Genomic DNA, 18,926 nt, shown 5'->3' with positions numbered 1-18,926 from the left:
CCATGGTCTCAGACGCACCGGCCGAGGACGGGGGACGTAGGTCCTCCGCCCGGACCGGTCCTTTGGCCGGACCGGCGGCCACCGGCGCACAGTGGAGACATGGGCGGTACGCATCTCAAGGGGGACGCCGAGCTGTCCTCGGCGCTGCGGGGCGAGCTGGTCGAGGGGCTGAGGGCAGCCGGCGAGCTCACCGACCCCCGGTGGCGGCGCGCCTTCGCCGAGGTGCCCCGGGAGCTGTTCGTTCCCGTCTACTACGTCGGAGTCGTCGGCGGCTACCAGCGCCTCTCCGGCGACGACCCCGACCCCCTGCGCCACGAGAGCTGGCTCGTCGGCGCCTACGCCGACGAGCCGCTCGCCACCCACGTCCGGGACGGCGAGCTGATCTCCTCCAGCAGCCAGCCCTCCCTGATGGCGACGATGCTCGCCGCCCTGAACGTCCAGGACGGCCACACCGTCCTGGAGATCGGCGCGGGCACCGGCTACAACGCGGCCCTGCTCGCCCACCGCCTCGGCGACGGCAAGGTCACCACCGTCGACCTCGACCCGGAGCTCACCGGGCCCGCCCGCGCGCACCTCGACGAGGCCGGCTTCCACCCCGAGGTCGTCACGGCCGACGGCGCGTACGGCTGCCCGTGGCGCGCCCCCTTCGACCGGATCCTGGCCACCTGCGCGATCACCCGGGTGCCGCCGGCCTGGCTCGCCCAGACCCGCCCCGACGGCCTGATCCTCGCCCCGCTCGCCACCGGCCTGATCGCCCTGCGGGTCAAGGACGCCACCCACGCCGAGGGCCGCTTCCTGCGCACCCCCGCCTTCTTCGTCCCGCTGCGCGGCGCCGCGCCCGCGCCCGTGCCGCGCGTACGGGGCCTGCCCTGGCGGCTGCTCCAGAGCGACCGCTTCCGCTTCCTGCTGGCGCTGACCGCGGGCGCGCTGGACCCGGGCGACGCCCACCAGCTGTGGCGCGGCCTGGGACGCCCGGGCCGCGAGCGCTACGGCATCTCGGTCGCGGGCGACGCCCAGTGGGCCTGGCTGGACCACCCGGACGGGCCGTACCGGTGGCCGCTGGGCGGCCCGGGCCCCCGCGGGACGGGCGTCAGCCCCGGCGCAGGGTGATCGTCGTCCACGCCCCCACGTGCACCCGGTCGCCGTCCTGGAGCGGCACCGGCACGTAGGGCTGGATCGGCGTCTCCGAGCCGTTGATCGTCGTGCCGTTGGTGGAGTCCTGGTCGACGACCGCCCAGCTGCCGTCCGGCTGCTGCACGAACATCGCGTGCTGGTGCGAGACGCCCGGGTCCTCCGGCGGGCGCGACAGGTCGATGTCCGGGGACTCGCCGGTGCTGTGCCGCTTCCGGCCGACCGTGACCTGCGGCCCGTTCAGCTGGAGCTGCAACTCGGGGGAGTACGCGGGGAGGTTGAGGCCGGAGGCCTCGGGGCCGCTGCGGTTCATCATCGCCGTGAAGTACTCGCGGTCGGGCGCCACGACGGCCGTCCACCCGGCCGGCGCCTGCTGTCCGCCGCCCTGCTGCCCCGGCACGCCGCCCGTCGCCCCGCGCTCGTAGCCGTACGGGGGCGCGGACTGCGGCGCGGGCGTGCTCGGCGGCGGCAGCATCCAGTCGCCGCCGGGGCCGTCGGCGTAGGCCGGCGACTCGCCGTAGGGGGAGTCCGCGTACGGCGAGTCCGCGTAGGGCGACTCGCCGTACGCCGGGTCCGCGTACGGCGAGGCCGGGTGCGTCTCCGGAGTCAGGGGCTCCGCCGGGCGGTTGATGCGCGACGGGCGCGAGCCGTAGTACTCGTACGACTGCGGGGGCTGGGTGTGCTGCGGCGGGGGCGGCGGCGCCGACTGGAGCCCCTGCGGGGCCGGCGGCGGGGGCGGCCCGAAGGAGGCGCCCGTGCGCGTCAGGAAGTTGTACCGGCACTCCTCGCAGAAGGGCGCCTGCGCCTCGCGGGGCGTACGGCAGTGCGGGCACAGCTCGGCCTGCACGGTCGTGTCCCCGGTGTGGGCGTTCCCGGTGGGCGCGCCCTCGGCGGGCGGCCAGCCGTAGCCGGGGGCGCCCTGCGGGCCGCTCGGGGGCGGCAGCGGCGCGCCCGTGGGCGGGGCGGGGGGCGGTGGCGGGACGGCCCCGCCGGTCCCCGGAGCACCGGAGGGGACGGGCCGGTCGGGCGCCCCCGACATGCGGTGGCCGCACACCTCGCACCAGTCCTCGGCCGTCGACTGGTGGCCGTTCGGGCAGGTCGGCATGTCGGTTGATCCCCCTCGTGTGCCGTGCGTTGCGGTCGTCGCCGGTACGCGTTCCCCGCGCCCGGTGCTACTTCTTCACCCGTACGGTTTTCGTCGAGCGCGTTTCGAGGGTCATCTGCGCCTCCGCGGTGACCTTCGCCTTCAGCCGCACAGTACCCGTCGCGGCGTCCACCACGTCCACCACCTTGGCGAGGAGTTTGGCCGTGTCCTCGTTGCCGGAGCGGTTCGCCAGCTGGACGGCGCGGCCGAGCTTGGCCGTCGCGCCGTCCAGGTCGCCGGAGCGGCGCAGGTCCAGGCCCTCCTGGATGTAGCGGGCGAGTTCGGCCTGGCCGGTGTAGTGGGCGACCTGCGCGTTCATGGACGTCGACGCGGCCAGGTCGTCCGTCCAGACCGCCCGCACCAGACCCTGGGCCAAGGGGCGCGGTGAGGACCCGTCAGGCGCGGGCAGCACCAGCGAGACCCGGGCGGCGAGCATCTCCTCGCCCACCGCGGCGGCGGGCACCCGCACGCACAGGTGGTAGTCGCGCGACTCGTCGCCCCACGATCCGGTCGGGTAGTCGCCGATCCGCGGGCCGGCCTCGACGCGCCGCTCGGTGAGCGTCTCCAAGGCGGGCGCGACCTGCTTGAGGAACTTCACCTCGGCGCCCTGCGGCGTCCACAGCCGCAGCGCGACGTCCGCGACCTCCTTGCCCATCGCCGTCTCCATCATCCGCGTGAAGTCGGCCGCGAGGCCCGCCGGGTCGGCGACGATGTCGGCGGTGCCCAGCAGGGCCGAGGCGATGGCGGTGACCTCCTTGACCTCCCAGTCGGTGCCCACGCCGCGCGCGTCGCACGTGAACCGGCCGGCGCAGTGCTCCAGGGAGGCGCGCAGCGCGTCGGGCTCCTCGTGTTCGTTGCGGCCGTCGGTGAGCAGGATGCCGTGCCGTATCGGCGCCTCGGACGTCTCCAGCAGCTGATCGGCCAGGCGCAGCCAGGTGCCGATGGCGGTGCCGCCGCCCGGAGTGAGCTTGCGCAGGGCCTCCTTGGCCTGCTGCCGGGTGGTGGCGTCGGCCAGCGCGAGCCGCCCGCCGCCGGGGTAGGCCTCCTTCGCCTGGTGCGTGCCGGCCACCACGGCGAAGGCCACGCCGTCGCGCAGGGTGTCCACGGCGGCGGCCGTGGCGGCGCGGGCGTTGCGCATCTTGGTCGGCGGGTAGTCCATCGAGCCCGAGCAGTCGACCATGATGACCACGGCCGCGTCCGGGCCGGGGGCCTGCAACCCGTACGACGAGGGGGACTGGTGGGGAACGGCCGGCACGAGGGGCGTCCCCGCCGTGGTCCCTCCGCGCGTGGCGGTGACGGTGACGATCGCGTCGACCTCGCGCCCGCCCTCGGGGAGATGGGCGTTCTGGTACACGTCGACCGTGAACCGGTGCCCGCCAGTGGTGGAGGCCCCGCCAGTAGGGGAGGCCCCGCTGGTCTTGGAGGCCCCGCTGGTCTTGGAGAAACTGGCCATCTGATCCGCTCCTCGGTACTCCGTCCGTGCCGGGGCACGAGGGGGCGGGGCGGCGCGCGGTGCCGAGCGGGCACCGGCGACGCATCCCCCCTGCGACCGCCCTGGCCTCAGGCCGATCCTGCCCCCTCGGGCGCCAGGGGGAACGGCAGTACGGCCACTGTTACGTTGTCGTGGCCCCCTCCGTCCAGGGCGTGGGCCAGCAGCTGCCGGGCGCACTCCAGCGGCCGGGCGCGGGCGTCGGGCGGGGTGACCTCGGCCATCAGCTCGGCGGACTCGGCGTAGTTCCACAGCCCGTCCGTGCAGACGATCACCACGCCCTTGCGGTCGGGGTGGAAGGACGCGGTGTGCGGCTCGACCTCGTAGGCGTCCGCGCCCAGCCAGCCGGTGATGGCGTGGGCCCGCTCGTCCGCGTACGCCTCGGCCTCCGTCAGCAGGCCCGCCGCGACCATCTGGGCGGCCCAGGAGTCGTCCTCGGTGAGCCGGGCGGGCTGGGTGGAACGGTCCTCCGGCACCCAGTAGGCGCGGCTGTCGCCGACCCAGCCGACGGTGAGCAGCTCGCCGGTGACGACGGCCGTCACGATCGTGCACGCGGGGGCGTTCTCGTGGCGGTGCGGGTCGTGCTCCAGCGGCCCGCGGGCGGGCGCGGCCAGCGCGTTGACGGCCTCGGCCGCCCGCATGATGGCGTCGTGGGTGGCCTGCCGCGGGTCGTCGCCCTGCGGCAGGGCCATGACCAGCAGCTCCCGCGCGGCGGCGCAGGCCGCCGCCGACGCCTCGTCGGGCCGGGTCGCCGACGACACGCCGTCACTGACGACGGCGACGGTGGCCGGGGCCCCGTCGGCGAGGGCGATGGCGGACACGGCGTACGCGTCCTCGTTCCGGTGGTGGCGCAGTCCGCGGTCGCTGACCGCCGCGACGCCTGGCAACTCGTGCTCCATGTGATCCCGTTCGCGCGGTTGTGCATGTCCGCAGTGTTCGCAGTACCCGTCCTTGTCGATCATGCCGGATCGGCACGACCCGCAGCTCCGCCCGGTCCCGCCCGCACCCGGGCGGGCGGCGTCCGGCCCGGGCGGCGGCCCGGGGGCCGCGTGGCCGGCCTGCGGGGGGACCCCCAGCACAGCGCCGGTGCGCGGGTCGGGCGCGCCGGACCCGGCCGAGGCGTCGGCGCCCGGCGGCCACGCGGGCCGGTGCGGGCCGTCTCCCGGGGGCGCGGGAGGCGCGAGGGGAGCCCGCACGGCCGCACGGGCGCCGGGGTCGGGCAGCGCGAGCCGGTAGTCGGCCGGGCCCTCGTCGGGGAGGGCCGGCGGCGCCGCCGACAGGTCGGCGCCGCAGCCGCCGCAGAAGTTGTCGGCCGGGTCCAGCGGCTCCCGGCAGGCGGGGCACGCCGTCAGCTGTGAGGGGCGCGGCACTTGCGACATCGATCACACCCATGTCCTGGGGCGGAGACGGTTGGCCCGCTCCACCAGTTCGATCCGTTCCTCGCCGCGCTGGGCCAGCCGCGCGAGCACGCGGTACGAGCGCTCCAGCCCGAAGCGCAGCTCGCGCTCGTCCAGCCCGCGGCCCAGCAGCCCGCCCGGGCGGGCCGCCGGCTGCCCGCCGCCCGCGCCCGGGGAGCCCGACAGCACCCAGTCCAGGGCGCTGCCCAGCACCTCCGCGGAGAGCCGCTCGCGGCGCACGGCGTCCAGCCCGAAGTCCGCGAGCCGCTCGACCTGGCCGGCGGCGGCCACCAGGTCCTCCAGCAGCGGCTCCCGCGGGGAGCGCCGCCGCAGCCGGGCCCGCACCGCGGCGACGCGCGCCGCGGTGTAGTGGATGGAGGCCTCCGGCACGGACTCCAGGGCGCGCACCGCGCCCGCGCGGTCCCCGCCGGCCAGCCGCACCCGCGCCAGCCCGAACGCGGCGCTGACGTAGCTCGGGTCGGTCGCCCACACCAGCCGGTAGTACTCGGCGGCGTTGTCCAGCTGCCCGAGGACCTCCGCGCACACGCCGAGCGCCAGCTTCGGGGCGCTCTCGCCCGGGAAGGCGTCGTAGACCGCATCGAAGGACAGCGCCGCCGTCTCCTTGTCGCCGCAGGCCAGTGCGTGGAGCCCGCGGTACCAGACGATCCGCCGGTCGCCCGGGTGGGCGGCCTCCAGGCTCTCCAGAGCGTGGGACGCCTGCGCCTCCTCGCCCAGTTCCAGCTGGGCGCGGATCCGCCGCAGCCGCAGCTCCGGCGACTCGGTGGGCGCGGTCCGGAGCGCGGCGTACAGCTCGGCGGGCTGCGAGGCGATCAGGCCCGCGAGGAAGCCCGCGTTGGGGTCGCCCGGGTCGACGAGCGGCACGGGCAGGGCGAGCGCGGCGGCGCGGGCGTCGAGCGTGGCGACGGCCGGGGCTGCCGGGACGGCAGGGGGAGCGGGGGAAGCGGGAGCCTCGGCAGCAGCCTCCACGGCCGCCGCGGCCGCACGGAACGGCAGCCCTCTGCGCCCCGGCGCGGCGCGGCCCGCCGGCACCCGCCCGCCCAGCGCGGACACCTCCCCGTCGGCCTCCGCGAACAGCCGGGTGTCCGCCACCCGCAGCTCCGGCCCGAACAGCGTGGACAGCGCCGGCCGCGGCCGGCCCGTCTCCAGCGCGACGACCTCCCGCAGCACCCCCGTCAGCTGGTCGGCCATCTCCCCGGCGGACGCGAACCGCCGCGCCGGATCCGGGTCCGTGGCGCGCACCAGCAGCCGGTAGAAGGACTCGTAGCGGGAGAACACCCCGATGTGGTCCGGGTCGGGCAGGCGGTCCGCGAAGACGTTCGTGTAGCCCTGGAAGTCGAAGGTGAGCACGGCGAGCGTACGGGCCACCGTGTACAGGTCGGAGGCGACCGACGGGCCCACCTCCGCGACCTCGGGAGCCTGGTAGCCCACCGTGCCGTAGATCGCGCTGTCGTGGTCGTCCATCCGCCGGACCGCGCCCATGTCGATCAGCTTGAGCTGGTCCTGCTGCTGGATGGCGTTGTCCACCTTGAAGTCGCAGTACAGCAGGTTGCGGCTGTGCAGGTGGCCGAGGGCCTCCAGCGCCTCGATGCCGTACGCGCAGGCCTGCGCGACCGGCAGCGGATCGCGCCGGCCGTCCGGCGTCCGCCGCGCGTTGGCGATCTCCTTCAGCGACCTGCCGCCGACGTACTCCATGACGATGTAGCCGTCGAGGCTGCCGGTGCGCTGGTCGAGGTGCTCGACGAAGTTGTAGATGCGGACGATGTTGGCGTGCTCGATCTCGGCGAGGAAGCGCCGCTCGGAGACCGCCACCGCCAGGGCGTCCTCGTCGCCGGTGTCCAGCAGGCCCTTGAGCACCACCCAGCGGTCGGACACGGCCCGGTCGATGGCCAGGTAGATCCAGCCGAGCCCGCCGTGCGCGAGGCAGCCCGCCACCTCGTACTGCCCGTGCACCACGTCGCCCGCGCGCAGCTTGGGCACGAAGGAGTACGGGTGGCCGCACTTCGTGCAGAAGCCCTCCGTGCGGCCGGGCCGGTCGCCGCGCGCCCGCCCCACCGGCGCCCCGCAGTCGCCGCGGCTGCAGAACCGCTTCCGCTCGGGGACCTCCGGGTTCTCCAGCACGGCCGCCCGAGGATCCGGACGCGGCACCTCCGGAACCTTGACCAGCCCGGCCCCCAGCTTGCCGCGGCCCGAACCCGCGGGCAGCGAGCCGGAGCTGCGCACCGACACCGTCCGCGACGCCGACGCCGAGCCCTCGGACCCCGGCCGCGAGCGCGAGAGCCGCCCCGACACCGAGCGGCGCGACGACGCCGAGCGCGCCGAGCCGGACCGGGACGACGACCCTTGCGAACCCGGCCCGCTGCCCTTCGAGCCGCTGCCCTTCGACCCGCTGCCTTTCGACGACGAGCCTCCGGAGCCTCTCGCGCCCCCCGTGACCCCGGTGGCCGGCGAGCCCACCGTCCCGTTCGGCGACACGACCGGCGCCAGGCCGCACGTGTCGCAGTACAGCTCACCGCCGCCGACGTCCTCGTACGAACCGGCACACCCCGGCCGCTGACACGCCCCGCTCATGACTCCCCCCTCCACCCCGTGGCCCGCTCCCCGGCACCCGCCGCCAGCGCCTCGGCCAGCGCCTGCTGATAGCGCATGACGGCCGCCTCGGCGGCGACCAGATCACACGGCGCACTCCACAGCATGCGCCGTGCCGCGTCATAGCGCTCGACGAGCAGCGAGTCCTCCGCGAGGCCGTGCCGGGCGGTCTTCGCCTTGTACGCGTCCAGGCGGCCGCGCAGCTCCGCCCGGACCGCCAGCGGGGCCGTGACCGCCGTCAGCGACTCGCGGGCGCGCAGCAGCTCCTCCTCCGCGCGCTCCTCCAGCCCCTCCAGGAGCGGCGACAGCCGGTGCCAGCGCGCGTGCCTGCGGTGCTCGGCGGCGGCCGACAGCTGCTCGTAGAGCGCCGTGGGCGGGCCCGACACGGCCGGCACCACGGAGGCGGCGATCTTCGAGAGGACCTCGGCGCGCGCCTGCCGGGCCTCGTTGAGCGTGCGGTCCGCGCGCGAGAGGACGTCGCGCACGCGCATCAGCCGCTGCTCGGCGTCCTGCCGCACGTCGAGGACGGCCTCGACCTCCCGGCGGACGTCCTCCAGGGCCCGCGCGGCCCGGTCGTAGCGCGTGGTGTCGGGGCGGCCGCCGCCCGGCGCCGAGCTGGGCGAGGCACCGGCCCAGAAGGCCAGCGGATCCCCTATCACCTCGGCGCGCAGCACGGTCAGTTCCCGCGTGATCTGCTCCAGGTCGTCGCCGGAGGGGTGCTCGCCGGGCCGCACGCCCACCGAGTGGGCCAGCGAGCGGGTGCGCCGCAGTTCGGCGGCGAGCATGTCGATCCGGGCGGGCAGCGCGGACCACACGGCGTCGGCGATGACGACGACGTCGAGGGCCTGGGCGTACCAGCCGTTCATGCGGTCCAGCAGGTCCTGCAGGCTCAGCCGCTCGCTGAGCCGGGCGGTCAGGCCCGCCGTCCCCGCCGTCAGGCCCGCGGCGCCGGTTGCGCCGTGGGCGGCCAGCGTGATGCCGGAGCCGCGCAGCAGTTCGGTGAGCTCGGACAGCTCGCCCTGGGTGGGCCAGCGGCGGCGGGAGCGCAGCTCGCGGGCGGTGGTCAGGGCGGCGGTGTAGGCGTCGAAGTACGCCCACAGCTGCCCGATGAGGGCCTCGGCGGCCGCCCACCGGCTCCTGGTCTCGCCGGTGAGCTCCGCTCCCTCCAGCAGGCGCCGCCCCGCGTGGTCCTGGAGGGCGAGCAGCGAGGATTCGACGGCCTCGTGCTCCGCGCCGAGCCTGGCCAGGGCGCGGTCCGCCTCCTCGCGGGTCAAGGCCGGCCCGGTGGGCTCCGCGACCGCCATCGATCCCCTCTCTCCCGTCCGCGGCGCGCGCCGCGGGCCGATGTCCGTTACGGCCGTGCTCCCCGGCCCGCCGTCAGTCCCGGTACTTGGGCTCCGGCGGGGCGGTGATCCCCTTCAGGTCGCTGGCGAGCCACCGCTCGTACGCCTTCATCCACAGGCTCGCGGCGCCGCCGCTGCGGTAGTCCTCCAGCACCTTGTTGACCCGGCGTACCAGGTCCGTGTCCGCGAGGTTCATCGCCACGCCGTACGGTTCGGTGGTGAACGGCTTTCCGACGAGCTGCACGGACGGGTCCTGGGCCGCCTGGCCGGCCGCCAGCGCCCTGTCGTTGACGACCGCGTCGACCTCGCCGAGCTGGAGCCGCACCAGGCAGTCCAGGTGGTTGGGGACGGTGAGCCGGGACGAACCGTGCGGTTCCTCCCGGACCTTGACCTCGGACGTGGACCCCTCCGCCGTACAGACCTTCTTCCCCTTCAGCGAGTCGTCGAACGCGGTCACCGGTGACCCCTTGGGCACCATGACCTGCTGCCCGGACTCGAAGTACGCCGTGGAGAACGCCACTTGCTTGATCCGGTCGCAGGTGATGGTCATCGTGCGGGCGACGATGTCCACCTTGCCCGTTTGCAGGGCGGGTATGCGCCGGCTCGTGGGGATCGCGAGGAAGGTGACCTTGCCGGGGTCGCCGAGGATGTCCTTGGCGATGGCCCGGACGAGGTCGATGTCGAAGCCGCTCAGCTCGCCGTCGGCGGGGTTGCGGTAGCCCCAGCGGTAGCTGTTCTGGTCGACGCCCGCGATCAGCCGGCCGCGGGCCTTGATGCGCTGCACGGCCGGCCCGTCGGTGTCGCCCGCGGGCCGCAGGCTCGCCTCGGGGTCGGTGCACTGCGCGGGCGCGGCTTCGGGGCCCGGGGCGGGCGCGGCGTGTGCGGCGGACGCGGAGCGCGCCGGCCGGTCCTGCGCGGGCCCGCCTCCGGTGGGCAGCAGGGCCGCGGCCACCGCGGCGAGGGCGCACGCGGCCGCCGAAGCCACCGCCGCGGGCCGGGACCGCATCCGCAGCCGCCGTGCCGTACGGGTCTGTCCCACGGTCTCCCCCTCCTCCCGCAGCACCGGCCTCACCGGTACTCCGACAGCCTGCGCCCGATGCCGGCCACGGCGCCGGCCGCGCCGAGGACGGTCAGTACGGCCGCTCCGGCGGCCAGGCCCGAGAACGCGCCGCGCCCGTCGTCGGCCGCCTGCCGGAACTCGTCCTGCTCGTAGGCGAGCGCGCGCTCCAGTTCGGTGTCCACGCGGTCGAAGGACGCGCCGGTGCTGTCCTCGTCACCGATGACCTTCTGCAAGGCGTCCTTGTAGTCGCCGCGGTCGTCGGCGAGCACCCGCACCTCGCCGTGGCGCTGCTGCCACGTGCGGACGTTCCTGATCGCGGCGTCGACCGGCGCGCGGCCCCCGGCGTCGTCGGCGAGGGAGCGGGCGCGGTCCAGCAGGCTGCCCGCGCGGGCCGGCCCCTGGTCGCCGCCTATGAGCCGGCCCATGCCGGCGCGGTAGTTGCTCTCGTACTGGTCGTCGCCGTTCTTCGTGAGCACGGCGCCGCGGGCGACCATCGTGAGGTTCTCGTCGGCGCGGGCCTGGAGCGAGCCGATCCGGGCTTCGGTCAGCGCTTGCAGGGATCTCGCGCCGTGGGCGTAGGAGCCCTCCAGGCCGGAGCGGGCCACGGCGTGGCCGGCGACGAGCCACAGCAGGACGACGGCGGTGCCCGCGGTGGCCGCCAGCAGGCCGTGGTTGAAGACCCGGTTCGTGCGCAGGTAGTTGCGCCGCTGGGCCCAGGTCAGTGCGCCGAGGGCGACGGCGCCGAGGGCCAGGCCGGCCCACGGCCAGGACTGCGCGTCGTCGTAGTCCGAGCCGAGGCGGTCCGTCTCGGCCTCGTACAGGCCGCGGGCGGCGGGCAGCAGCTCCTCGCGCATCCGGTCGCCCGCGTAGCGCAGGTAGGCGCCGCCGAGCGGCAGGCCCTGGCGGTTGTTGGCGCGCGCGGCCTCCACGAGGCCGGTGTAGCGCGGCAGGCCTTCGTTGAGCGTGGCGATCCGGTCGCGGGCCGCGCCCGAGGGCCCGCCGGCGGCCGCGGCCTTGACGAGCAGCCGCGAGGCGAGCGCGATGTCCTTCTCGTAGCGCTTCCGGACCACGGGCGGCTCCTGGCCGCCCGCGAGGAAGCCGCTCGCGGCCGTGGTGTCGGCGTCGGCGAGGGAGCGGTAGATGGCGGCCGCGTCGGCGCTGAGCGGCTGGCTGGTGCCGACGACGGCGTCGGCCGCCGCTTCCCTGGAGGCGACCTGCCAGGCGGTGACGGCCCCGAACGCCACGAGGACCAGGGCCAGGACGGCGCCGATGGCGCGCAGCCGGCCGGGCTCGGTGACGGCCGCGGCCCGCACGCGGTCGAGCGCCTCGCGCCAGGCCGGGACGGCGGCGCTGCGGGCGGGCGCCCCTGGCTTTCCCCCCGCCGGCTGCGGCTGTGACACGTGACCTCCCCCTCGGTCGCTGAGGGCGGCCCGTCGCCCGGCGCGCGGGGGAACAGGTGCCCGGCCAGCAGTATGGCCGCAAGAACCGGCAAAAACACCGGTGCGGGACCGATCTTGTGTGCGGTCGCGCTCCGCACCCGGGCCCGTGGCGGCCCTCGTCCCCCATCACGCCCGCCGGCCCGGTGCGGTTCCCCGCACCGGGCCGGGCGCGCGTGCGCCTGTGACGTGCTGTGTCTTACGTGTACGCCGTGCCGTACGGGGACGCCGTGCCTTACGCGTACGTGTAGTACGCGCGGTGGTCGAGCATCTGGGCCGGGGTGACGTTGTTCCAGGGGCGCATGGTGTCGTTGAGGTCGACGACGTTCGCGGTCCCTGCGGCCGGCAGGTAGGCCGAGGAGGGGTGCATGCGCTGCCAGTCGGACCACAGCTTGTCGATGTGGGCGTGGTGCAGCCAGAAGACCGGGTCGTTGGGGGAGACGCCGGTGGCCATCTGGCCGCCCATCCACACGTGGACGCTGTTGTGGATGCGACCCGCGCCGCGCCAGCCCTCCAGGTAGTTGCGGAAGCCGCCCTCGGAGGCGCTGTTCCACGGGGCCGTGTCGTAGACCGGCATGGCGAGGACGGCGTCGACCTGGGCGCGCGTGGGCAGCGTGCCCGCGGCGCCCATCTCGCGCTGGAGGAAGTTGCGGTTGTCGACGCTGACGTTGATGGGCCACTTGCCCGTGGAGTAGGCGAAGGGGCCGGTGGTGACTTGCGCGTCACGGCTGCGGCCGTTGCCGCCCATGAAGTCGGCGCCGAAGATCGAGGCGTTGGCCGTGCGGTCGGCGGTCCAGTCCCAGTAGGGGAGCGTGACCGAGGAGTCGACCTTCTGGAGCTCCTGCTCGAACTGGATCAGGAAGCGGCGGTGCCAGGGGAGGAAGGAGGGGGAGCGGTGGCCGACGCGGTCGCCGTTGTCGGTGTCGCTCATGATGAACTCGTTGTGCGTTCTGACGAAGCCGTCGTAGACGCCGGTGCGCTTGAGCTCCAGCAGGGCGTTGACGAAGTTGCGCTTCTCGGTGGCGGTCAGGTTCGCCTGGTTCTTGCGCACTGCCATGGGGTTCGTGTCCTCGTGGGTGAGAGTGTGGGTCGTGGGGTGCGTGCGGCAGTGCGCCGGTTACATCTGGATCGGGACGAGCACCGCGCCCCGGAGCTTCTCGACGGCGGCGCGGGTGAGCGCGAGCGGCTGGTCGAACGTCTGGTAGTGGTTCACGACGCTGATCCAGGAGCCGTCGGCGTTCTGCATGACGTGCAGTTCCTTGCCGTCGATCGTGACGGCGAAGCCGCCGTGGTGGGCCTCGTGGCCGCCGGTGACCGGCCGGCCGACGATGCGGCGGCCCTGGTAGACCTCGTCGAACGCCGCGGGCCCGGTGCCGTGGCCCTCGTGCCCGGTGTGGTCCATGGTGTGGCCGGTGTGGTCGGCCGCCCGGGCGCCGGTGGCGAGCAGCGCCACGCCGGCGGCGGCAGCGGCGGTTCCTCTGAGCACAACGCGGCGGCTCACGTTGGACGACATGGTCGGTCCCCCTCGGGTACGCGCCGACAAGGCGCGGAATGGACGATCAGTAGCGGAAGTCGTCACGAATGCAGCCGTAAATCCCTTTTGATGACGGTTGCTTGTTGTATTTCGTGATCAATCCGTGCGGGGCGGACTCTCGCACGATCGGGAAGGGGGAGGAAAACGGTTGGCCGGTTTTGGGACATTGGGTAAATGAACGGTCAACAAGCGGCGGAGAGAGGAATTTCCGACTCGTGACGTTGTTGACGCAGAGTCAGGAAACTTGGCGGCCGTGAGGGGGTTCGCCGAAAGATCTTCCTGTGGGGCGCCGGATGTGGTGACGCCTCTCACGATGTGAACGTGACGTGAAGGATGCGGCGGTGCGGCGGGTTCCGGCCGTGCGGCCCGGATCTCCGCCTTGCGCGCTGCGTGGCCCCTGGTGCAGGCGCCGCCCTACGCGTAGTGCGCGCGCAGCCGCCCGTACGCCGCCGCCGGGGCCCCCGCGCCGTCCAGCGCCAGCAGTGCCGCGCCCAGCACCGGTGGCGCCGTCACCACCACCGGCACGGCCCCCGGCGCGCGCCGCGCCAGCCCGGCCGCCACCTGCTCGTGCAGCAGGGGATGCCGGGCCGCGAGCACACCGCCGCCCAGCACCACCGGCACCTCGGCCCCCAGCAGACCCAGCCGCCCCAGAGCGACCGCGGCCATGGTGACGATCTCCTCCGCCTGCCGGGCCACGATCCCGCGGGCCACCGGATCACCCGCGGCGGCCACCGCGAACAGCACCGGCACGAGCTCGTGCCGCCGCGCCGCCGCCACCGCGCCCAGGTGCAGCGCCTCGATCAGCGCGGGCATCCCGGCCAGGCCGAAGTGCGCGGGCAGGGCGGCCGCCAGCGCGGTGGGCCCGCCGCGGCCGTCGGCCGCCCGCGCTGCCCACCACAGCGCCTCCTCCGCCAGGTCCGTGCCGCCGCCCAGGTCACCGGAGAACCGCCCGAGCGCCGGAAAGCGGGCCGCCTGCCCGCCCGGCCCGAGCCCGGCGCAGTTGATGCCCGCCCCGCACACCACCGCGACCCCCACCGGCTCGGCCCCGTCGGGCAGCCCCGCCCGCAGCAGCGCGAACGTGTCGTTGGCGACGGCGACCGCCCGCCCCCAGCCGCGGGCGGCGATCTCCGCGGTCAGCCGCTCCTCCTCCACCGGCAGGTCGCAGTTGGCCAGGCAGGCCTGGACGCGGGCGGCGTACGGGAGCGCGGCGGGCCCGGCGGCACGGGCGACCGCGACGGCCCGCTCCACGAGCTCCGCCAGGCCGTCCACCGCGCTCCGCACGTTCCCGCCCTGCGGCTGGAAGCCGCCGCCGCGCGCGGCCCCCAGCACCGCTCCGTCCGGCCCCACCAGCACCACGTCGGTCTTGCTGTTGCCCGCGTCGACCGCGAGCAGCGCGCCGTCCGCGCGCGTCACGCCCACGGGAGGTGGTCCCGGTTGTGCGCGAGGAGGGCGTCGGTCAGCCGGTCGGCGTGGTCGAGCTGCCCGACCAGCGGGTGTGCGAGCAGCGCCGCGAACACCCGCTCCCGGCCGCCCTTGAGCGCGGCCTCCAGCGCCAGGTGCTCGTACGCCGTGACGCTCGCGACCAGCCCCGCGAAGAGCGGCTCCAGCGGGCGCACGGGCCGCGGGTGCGCGCCCCGCGCGTCCACGGCCGCCGGCACTTCGATCACCGCGTCGTCCGGGAGGAAGGGCAGGGTGCCGTTGTTGAGGGCGTTGACGACCTGCACGTCGCCCGTGTCCCGCAGGAGGGACGCGGTCAGAGCCACCGCCGCCTCCGAGTAGAAGGCGCCGCCGCGCTGCTCCAGCAGCGCCGGCTTCTCGTCGAGCGCGGGATCGGCGTACAGGGCCAGCAGCTCCCGCTCCATGGCGGCCACTTGGGCGGCCCGCGACGGCCCGTCGCGCAGCTCCCGGACGACCTCGTCGTGACGGTAGAAGTAGCGCAGGTAGTAGGAGGGCACGACGCCGAGGCGGTCCATGACCGCGCGCGGCATGCGCAGGTCCGCGGCGATCGCGTCCCCGTGCTCGGCGATCAGCCGCGGCAGGACGTCCCGGCCGCCCACGGTCACCGACCGCTCCCACGTGAGGTGGTTGAGGCCGGTGTGCTCCAGCGCCACCTCCCCGGGCGCCACCCCGAGCAGCCGGGCGAACTTCCGCTGGAACCCGATCGCCACGTTGCACAGCCCCACCGCCCGGTGCCCGGCCGCGAGCAGCGCCCGGGTCACGATGCCGACCGGGTTGGTGAAGTCCACGATCCAGGCGTCCGGGCTGCGCCGCCGTACGCGCTCGGCGATGTCCAGCACCACCGGGACCGTGCGCAGCGCCTTGGCGAGCCCGCCCGCGCCGGTGGTCTCCTGACCCACGCAGCCGCACTCCAGCGGCCACGTCTCGTCCTGGAGCCGGGCCGCTTGGCCCCCCACGCGCAGTTGCAGCAGGACGGCGTCCGCGCCGTCGGCGCCCGCGTCCAGGTCCGCGGTCCAGGTGACGCGGCCGGGGTGGCCCTGCCGGGCGAGGATCCGCCGGGCGAGCGGGCCGACGAGCTCCAGCCGCCGCGCGTCCGGGTCGACCAGGACGAGCTCCGTCACCGGCAGCACATCGCGCAGCCGGGCGAAGCCGTCGACGAGTTCGGGGGTGTACGTGGAGCCGCCACCCACCACTGCGAGCTTCAACCGTGACTCCTTCGTCGGTCGCCCCGGGCGGGGCGGCGAGGCCGTGAGGCCGGGACTTCAGGCCGTGTCGAACGCGGTCTCCCGGGCCGCGGCGAGCGCCGTCCGCAGCGCGCCGGTCAGGATCGGGCGGCCCTCGACGGCGCTCAGCCGCAGCTCCGGCCGGGGCAGGGCCAGCCCGGTCAGCTCGGCCTCGGCCATCGCGCGCAGCCGCTCGCCGCCCGCCCGGCACACCGCGCCGGAGAGCACCACCAGCGCGGGGTCGACCACGGCGACGACGGCCGCGAGCCCGGTGGCCAGCCGCCGGCCCAGCTCGGCGAAGACGTCGTCGCCGGCGCCCGGCTGCTCCGCCGCGCGGGCGAGCGCCTCCGCAGCCGTACGGGCCTCGATGCCGTGGGAGCGGGCCAGCGCGACGACGGCAGAGGTGGACACCAGCATCTGGAAGCCCCCGCCGCCGTCGGGGCCGGCCGTGGCGTCGTCCCCGCCGCGGGCGAGCGGCGCGCCCGGCAGCGGCATGTAGCCGATCTCGCCGGCGCCGCCCGTGGCGCCGCGCAGCAGCCGGCCGCCGAGCACGACCGCGGCGCCGACACCGTCGTCCGCCCACACCAGGACGTAGTCGCCGCAGCCCTGCGCCGCACCGGAATGCTGCTCGGCGACGGCGGCGAGGTTGACGTCGTTCTCGATGACGACGGGCGTGCCCAGGGCCACGGTGAGCTCGCCGCGCAGGGTGCGCGACTGCCAGCCGGGCAGGTGCGGGGCGTAGCGCAGGACGCCGGTGCGGGGGTCGAGGGCGCCGGGGGTGCCGATGACGGTGTGGCGCAGGGCGTCCCGGCCGAGCCCGGCCGCGGCGAGGGCGCCGTCGACGGCCTGCGTGACGAGCTCCGCCGTCTCGCGGCCCTCCTGGGGGCGCACGCGGTGCTCGCCGGCGACCGTGCCCGCGATGTCGGCGACCTGCGCGGTGATGCCCTCGGGGTCGACGGCCAGCGCGGCGACGTGGGCGATGCCCGGGTCGATCTCGTACAGCTGGGCGCTGGGCCCGGGCCGCCCGGTGACGCTGCCGGTGCGCCGCACCAGGCCGGCCGTCTCCAGGCGGGTGAGCAGCTGGGAGGCGGTGGGCTTGGACAGGCCGGTCAGCTCGCCGAGGCGGGTGCGGGTGAGGGGGCCGTGGGCGACGAGGAGGTCGAGGGCGGCGCGGTCGTTCATGGCCCGCAGCACGCGCGGCGTCCCCGGGGTTCCGGCCATCTCGTCGGCTCCACGCTCGGTCACGAACTGTTAGGAAACTTTCCTAATGATGACCGGGAGCGTAGGCGTCCGCCGGGCCGGGCGTCAACGCCCCCGCCCGAAAATCGGGCGACGAACCGCCCGGACGATGTTAATTTCCGTGACCATGCACCCGCTCGCCGACCACGACATACGCGCGTCCTTCATCAACTGCTCCAAGGGCGAGGCCCGCCGGATCGCCCTCCCGCGCAACCTCTCTGAACTCCCCTGGGAGGACCTCGACTTCCTGGGCTGGCGGGACCCGGGCGCGCCCGACCGCGGCTACGTCGTCGCCGAGCGGGAGGGAAAGCTGACCGGCGTGACGCTGCGGGTGCCGCAGAGCGGGCCGCGGAGCATGGCGAAGGCCACGATGTGCTCGCTGTGCCTGACGAGCCACCCGGGCTCGGGCGTCTCCCTGCTGGCCGCCAGGCGGGTCGGCCCCGCCGGGCGCGAGGGCAACACGGTCGGCGCGTACATGTGCGCGGACCTGGCCTGCTCGCTCTACGTCCGCGGCCGGAAGGTGCCGCAGATGGCGATGCGTTACAAGGAGACCTTGACCGTCGAGGAGCGAGTCGCTCGCATGCTCGTGAACTTGGACGACTTCCTGCGGAAGGTCCGCCGCGGGGAGGCCCCCGCGGCATAGCCGGGGCTCCGCCCCGGACCCCGGTCCTCAGACGCCGGACAGGCTTGGTCTTTCGCCTGTCCCGCGTTCGGTGCCGGGGTCACTTGCCCAGCGGCATCCCCGGCGCCGCCGGCGGGGGGATCGGCGTCGTCGCCATCGACTGCGGCGAGGACGGGTTGGCCAGGGCGGACGGGGCCGCGACGGCCGCCATCGGGTCCGGCCCCGTGGTTTCCAGATTCGCTTCGAGCGGGCGTCCCACGATGCGGATCCCCTCCGCGTCCAGGGCCTGCTTGATGCGCCAGCGCAACTCCCGCTCGACGCCCAGCGCCTTGCCCGGCATGGTCTTGGCCGACACCCGGATGACCACCGAGTCCAGGTAGATCGCGTTCAGGCCGAGGACCTCGATGGGCTCCCACAGCCGCTCCGTCCACGGCTCGGACTTGTGCATCTCCTCGCCCGTACGGGTGAGGACCTCGCGCACCCGGTCCAGGTCCTCGTCCGCGCGGACCTGGACGTCGACGCCGGCCGTCGCCCAGCCCTGGCTCAGGTTGCCGATGCGCTTGACCTCGCCGTTGCGCACGTACCAGATCTCGCCGTCCGCGCCGCGCAGCTTCGTCACGCGCAGGCCCACCTCGATCACCTCGCCGGAGGCGACCCCGGCGTCGATCGAGTCGCCGACGCCGTACTGATCCTCAAGGATCATGAAGACGCCGGAGAGGAAGTCGGTGACCAGATTGCGGGCGCCGAAACCGATGGCGACGCCCGCCACGCCCGCGCTCGCCAGCAGCGGGGCCAGATTGATCTTCAGGACCGACAGCACGGTGAGCGCCGCCGTGCCCATGATCAGGAACGAGGTGACGCTGCGCAGCACGGAGCCGATGGCCTCCGAGCGCTGCCGGCGCCGCTCCGCGTTGACCAGCAGGCCCCCGAGGGCCGTGCCGTCCACGGCCGAGGCCGTGCGGTTCATCCGCGCTATGAGCTTGGTGATGGCACGCCGGATCAGGGTGCGCATCACGACCGCGATGACCACGATCAGGATGATGCGCAGGCTGTTGCTGAGCCAGATGGACCAGTTCTCCTCGACCCAGCCGGCGGCGTCGTTCGCCGTCCGTTGTGCCTCGTCGAGAGAGACAGGACGGGGCGTCGCGTCTTCTGCGGCCAGGGCGGCGGACCAGAACACTGCAGGAACCCTCCGTGTGTGGTACCGGCCCGCTGACGCGGGCGGGCAGGCCCTCCAGAGTAT

Annotated in this window: 16 protein-coding genes; 3 read left to right on the top strand and 13 right to left on the bottom strand. The window is 75.1% G+C overall.

Annotated features, from left to right (window positions below; genetic code table 11):
* Positions 1-99 precede the first annotated feature (99 nt).
* Entirely contained in the window at positions 100-1,110 is a 1,011-nt protein-coding gene (locus PS271_RS08640) for a methyltransferase domain-containing protein (protein WP_398381387.1), read from the top strand.
* Here PS271_RS08640 and PS271_RS08635 read toward each other — a convergent pair.
* From PS271_RS08635 to PS271_RS08620, 4 genes are all read right to left on the bottom strand, one after another.
* Complete coding sequence (locus PS271_RS08635) at positions 1,091-2,236, bottom strand: FHA domain-containing protein (protein ID WP_398381386.1); 1,146 nt, start codon at positions 2,234-2,236, stop codon at positions 1,091-1,093. The two genes, PS271_RS08640 and PS271_RS08635, sit on opposite strands and share 20 nt — an antisense overlap.
* Positions 2,237-2,303: 67 nt before the next feature.
* Positions 2,304-3,728 carry a vWA domain-containing protein gene (locus tag PS271_RS08630; protein WP_398381385.1) on the bottom strand — a complete coding sequence of 475 codons (1,425 nt, stop codon included), beginning with the start codon at positions 3,726-3,728 and terminating at the stop codon, positions 2,304-2,306.
* 107 nt (positions 3,729-3,835) lie between these two features.
* Positions 3,836-5,143 carry a protein phosphatase 2C domain-containing protein gene (locus PS271_RS08625; protein ID WP_398381384.1) on the bottom strand — a complete coding sequence of 436 codons (1,308 nt, stop codon included), beginning with the start codon at positions 5,141-5,143 and terminating at the stop codon, positions 3,836-3,838.
* 3 nt (positions 5,144-5,146) lie between these two features.
* Entirely contained in the window at positions 5,147-7,327 is a 2,181-nt protein-coding gene (locus PS271_RS08620) for a serine/threonine-protein kinase (RefSeq protein WP_495656752.1), read from the bottom strand.
* 10 nt (positions 7,328-7,337) lie between these two features.
* On the opposite strand from PS271_RS08620, the gene PS271_RS31365 reads away from it, so the two are divergent.
* Positions 7,338-7,736, top strand: a complete 399-nt coding sequence (locus tag PS271_RS31365) for a hypothetical protein (RefSeq protein WP_495656751.1) — start codon at positions 7,338-7,340, stop codon at positions 7,734-7,736.
* Between the two features lie 10 nt (positions 7,737-7,746).
* On the opposite strand, the gene PS271_RS08615 is transcribed toward PS271_RS31365, so the two are convergent.
* The 8 genes from PS271_RS08615 to PS271_RS08580 form a co-directional block, all read right to left on the bottom strand.
* Positions 7,747-9,072, bottom strand: coding sequence for a hypothetical protein (locus tag PS271_RS08615; RefSeq protein WP_398381382.1), 1,326 nt, complete (start codon positions 9,070-9,072; stop codon positions 7,747-7,749).
* A 73-nt stretch (positions 9,073-9,145) separates the two neighbouring features.
* On the bottom strand, positions 9,146-10,117 hold the full coding sequence (locus PS271_RS08610; protein ID WP_398386750.1) for a glutamate ABC transporter substrate-binding protein: 972 nt from the start codon (positions 10,115-10,117) through the stop codon (positions 9,146-9,148).
* Between the two features lie 62 nt (positions 10,118-10,179).
* The gene (locus PS271_RS08605; RefSeq protein ID WP_398381381.1) at positions 10,180-11,571 is read right to left on the bottom strand and encodes a GlnX family signal transduction membrane protein; all 1,392 of its coding nucleotides are present in this window, start codon (positions 11,569-11,571) and stop codon (positions 10,180-10,182) included.
* Between the two features lie 271 nt (positions 11,572-11,842).
* Positions 11,843-12,664: a tyrosinase MelC2 gene (gene melC2 / locus PS271_RS08600; protein ID WP_398381380.1), complete on the bottom strand. Its 822-nt coding sequence runs from the start codon at positions 12,662-12,664 to the stop codon at positions 11,843-11,845.
* A gap of 60 nt (positions 12,665-12,724) precedes the next feature.
* Positions 12,725-13,120 (bottom strand): apotyrosinase chaperone MelC1, encoded by a 396-nt coding sequence (gene melC1, locus PS271_RS08595; RefSeq protein ID WP_398381379.1) that lies wholly within the window; start codon positions 13,118-13,120, stop codon positions 12,725-12,727.
* Positions 13,121-13,555: 435 nt separating this feature from the next.
* A complete protein-coding gene (locus PS271_RS08590; RefSeq protein WP_398381378.1) occupies positions 13,556-14,560 on the bottom strand; it encodes an N-acetylglucosamine kinase in 1,005 nt (334 codons plus the stop codon).
* Positions 14,551-15,804 carry a 6-phospho-beta-glucosidase gene (locus PS271_RS08585; protein ID WP_398381377.1) on the bottom strand — a complete coding sequence of 418 codons (1,254 nt, stop codon included), beginning with the start codon at positions 15,802-15,804 and terminating at the stop codon, positions 14,551-14,553. The genes PS271_RS08590 and PS271_RS08585 overlap by 10 nt, the downstream gene beginning before the upstream one ends.
* A gap of 57 nt (positions 15,805-15,861) precedes the next feature.
* A complete protein-coding gene (locus PS271_RS08580; RefSeq protein ID WP_398386749.1) occupies positions 15,862-17,004 on the bottom strand; it encodes an ROK family transcriptional regulator in 1,143 nt (380 codons plus the stop codon).
* A gap of 184 nt (positions 17,005-17,188) precedes the next feature.
* On the opposite strand from PS271_RS08580, the gene PS271_RS08575 reads away from it, so the two are divergent.
* Positions 17,189-17,704, top strand: coding sequence for an FBP domain-containing protein (locus tag PS271_RS08575; protein ID WP_398386747.1), 516 nt, complete (start codon positions 17,189-17,191; stop codon positions 17,702-17,704).
* 79 nt (positions 17,705-17,783) lie between these two features.
* On the opposite strand, the gene PS271_RS08570 is transcribed toward PS271_RS08575, so the two are convergent.
* Positions 17,784-18,863, bottom strand: a complete 1,080-nt coding sequence (locus PS271_RS08570; protein ID WP_398381376.1) for a mechanosensitive ion channel family protein — start codon at positions 18,861-18,863, stop codon at positions 17,784-17,786.
* Positions 18,864-18,926 lie beyond the last annotated feature (63 nt).

This window comes from Streptomyces sp. SCA2-17, from assembly GCF_044336695.1.
The sequence above is the reverse complement of the archived record's forward strand: the minus strand, read 5'-3'. Positions and strand labels throughout refer to the sequence as shown.